Below are 3,240 nucleotides of genomic sequence, written 5' to 3'. Positions count from 1 at the left end.
CACACACTAGTGTGTGAGTGTTGGTTTAGAATCGGCCCATTAGTACCAGTCGGCTCACAACACCTCACAATGCTTCCACCTCTGGCCTATCAACCCAGTCATCTACTGGGGACCTCCCACCCCCCAAAAAGGGGGGCACGGAAACCTCATCTCGAAGAAAGCTTCCCGCTTAGATGCTTTCAGCGGTTATCCCAACCGAACGTAGCCAACCAGCAATGCACCTGGCAGTACAACTGGCACACCAGAGGTTCGTCCATCCCGGTCCTCTCGTACTAGGGACGGGCCTTCATCAAGTTTCCAACGCGCGCAGCGGATAGGGACCGAACTGTCTCACGACGTTCTAAACCCAGCTCGCGTACCGCTTTAATGGGCGAACAGCCCAACCCTTGGGACCAACTCCAGCCCCAGGATGCGACGAGCCGACATCGAGGTGCCAAACCATGCCGTCGATATGGACTCTTGGGCAAGATCAGCCTGTTATCCCCGGGGTACCTTTTATCCGTTGAGCGACCACGCTTCCACAAGCCATGGCCGGATCACTAGTTCCTACTTTCGTACCTGCTCCACCCGTCAGTGTCACAGTCAAGCCCTCTTGTGCACTTACACTCACCACCTGATCACCAACCAGGCTGAGAGAACCTTTGAGCGCCTCCGTTACCCTTTAGGAGGCAACCGCCCCAGTTAAACTACCCACCAGGCACTGTCCCCAAACCCGATCAGGGCTCCAAGTTAGATGCATACTTGAACCAGAATGGTATTTCACCAACGACTCCACCACACCTAGCGGCACGGCATCACAGTCTCCCACCTATCCTACACAAGCACAAACACACACCAATACCAAGCTATAGTAAAGGTCCCGGGGTCTTTCCGTCCTGCTGCGCGAAACGAGCATCTTTACTCGTACTGCAATTTCACCGAGATCACGGTCGAGACAGCGGAGAAGTCGTTACGCCATTCGTGCAGGTCGGAACTTACCCGACAAGGAATTTCGCTACCTTAGGATGGTTATAGTTACCACCGCCGTTTACTGGGGCTTAAATTCAAACCTTCACCACAAAAAAGCAGTTAAGTCGTCCTCTTAACCTTCCAGCACCGGGCAGGCGTCAGTGCGTATACAGCGCCTTACGGCTTAGCACACACCTATGTTTTTAATAAACAGTCGCTTCTCCCAATTCTCTGCGACCCCAACCAGCACCACCCACGCAAAAGCAGGCACACCAGCAGGGCCCCCCTTATCCCAAAGTTACGGGGGCAATTTGCCGAATTCCTTAACCATGATTCACTCGCACGCCTCGGTATACTCTACCTGACCACCAGAGTCGGTTTAGGGTACGGGCGCTCATCTTCCTCACATCCAGGCTTTTCTCGGCAGTACAGGATCACCACTAGCCACCCCAACAGGCAGCCCCATCAGCCCTCACCCACGCGATCAAACGCAGCTTCCCGGATTTCACCCAAGAAACAGGCCACAACCTTAGACACACATAACCACCAGTGTGCAGCAACTACCTCCCTGCGTCACCCCAATGCTCACCACACACCCCACACCACACACAGCCACACTCAGCATCATCCCGAAAGACAACACCACGCACGGCAAGCACACGACGCGAAAGCATGCAGCGTTAGACGGAAAACAAACGGTACCAGAATATCAACTGGTCACCCATCGACTACGCCTGTCGGCCTCGCCTTAGGACCCGACTAACCCAGGGCGGACAAACCTGCCCCTGGAACCCTTAGTCAATCAGCGCGTAGGATTCTCACCCACGAAACGCTACTCATGCCTGCATTCTCACTCCCACCCCGTCCACCACCCATCACCAGGCAGCTTCACCCAGAGCAGGACGCTCCCCTACCCAAAAACAAAAAGTTATTGCCACGGCTTCGGCGGCACGCTTAAGCCCCGCTACATTATCGGCGCACAACCACTCGACCAGTGAGCTATTACGCACTCTTTCAAGGATGGCTGCTTCTAAGCCAACCTCCTGGCTGTCAACGCGACTCCACATCCTTTCCCACTCAGCGCACGCTTAGGGGCCTTAGCCGATGATCTGGGCTGTTTCCCTCTCGACCACGAAGCTTATCCCCCGCAGTCTCACTGCCACACCCACTTGAAATGGCATTCGGAGTTTAGCTGACGTCAGTAACCAACACGGCCCATCAACCAACCAGTAGCTCTACCTCCACCAAGCCCAGTGTGACGCTGCACCTAAATGCATTTCGGGGAGAACCAGCTATCACGGAGTTTGATTGGCCTTTCACCCCTACCCACAGTTCATCCCCCAGGTTTTCAACCCTGGTGGGTACGGGCCTCCACCACGTCTTACCATAGCTTCACCCTGACCATAGGTAGATCACCCCGCTTCGGGTCCACAACACGCGACACACGCCCAAAATTAAGACTCGCTTTCGCTACGCATCCCCCACACGGGTTAAGCACGCCACGCATCACTGACTCGCAGGCTCATTCTTCAAAAGGCACGCCATCACCCAACAAAAGCAGGCTCTGACGGCTTACAGGCACCCGGTTTCAGGCACTATTTCACTCCCCTCCCGGGGTACTTTTCACCATTCCCTCACGGTACTATGCACTATCGGTCACCAAAAAGTATTCAGGCTTACCAGGTGGTCCTGGCAGATTCACACGAGATTCCACGAGCCCCGCACTACTCGGGCACCCCCTTGGCACACACGCACACACACAGCTACACGACTATCACGCACTACGGTCACCCATCCCAAGATGTTCACCACACGCACACGCACACACCCCCACCCCCGGCAGAAGATGAGAAAAAAGAGCCCCACAACCCCGCACACGCAACCCCCGCCGAGTCACACACGCACACGGTTTAGCCATCATCCGCTTTCGCTCACCACTACTGACGAAATATCTTCTCCTACGGGTACTAAGATGTTTCACTTCCCCGCGTTCCCCCTACCACCCTATGAATTCAGATGATAGTGACCAGGCACAACCCCAGCCAGGTTCCCCCATTCGGACACCCTCAGATCAACGCTCGCTCGCCAACTCCCCAAGGATTATCGCAGGCCGCCACGTCCTTCATCAGCTCTTGGTACCAAGGCATCCACCGAATGCCCACAAAAACTAAACACAACACAAACATGAAAACATGCAAAAACAACAAAACACAGAAAACACAATAAAGATGCTCACAACCACTATACAGTTCACAAACAACCCACCACACACCCAACCACCACAACAGCAGC

General features: G+C 54.7%; 1 rRNA gene. It reads right to left on the bottom strand.

Annotated elements, in window-relative coordinates:
- Positions 1-20: 20 nt before the first annotated feature.
- Positions 21-3,122: ribosomal RNA gene (locus HMPREF2975_RS02300) — 23S ribosomal RNA — on the bottom strand.
- Positions 3,123-3,240 lie beyond the last annotated feature (118 nt).

Source organism: Actinomyces sp. HMSC065F12 (assembly GCF_001814535.1).
Lineage (GTDB): Bacteria > Actinomycetota > Actinomycetes > Actinomycetales > Actinomycetaceae > Pauljensenia > Pauljensenia radingae_A.
The sequence above is the reverse complement of the archived record's forward strand: the minus strand, read 5'-3'. Positions and strand labels throughout refer to the sequence as shown.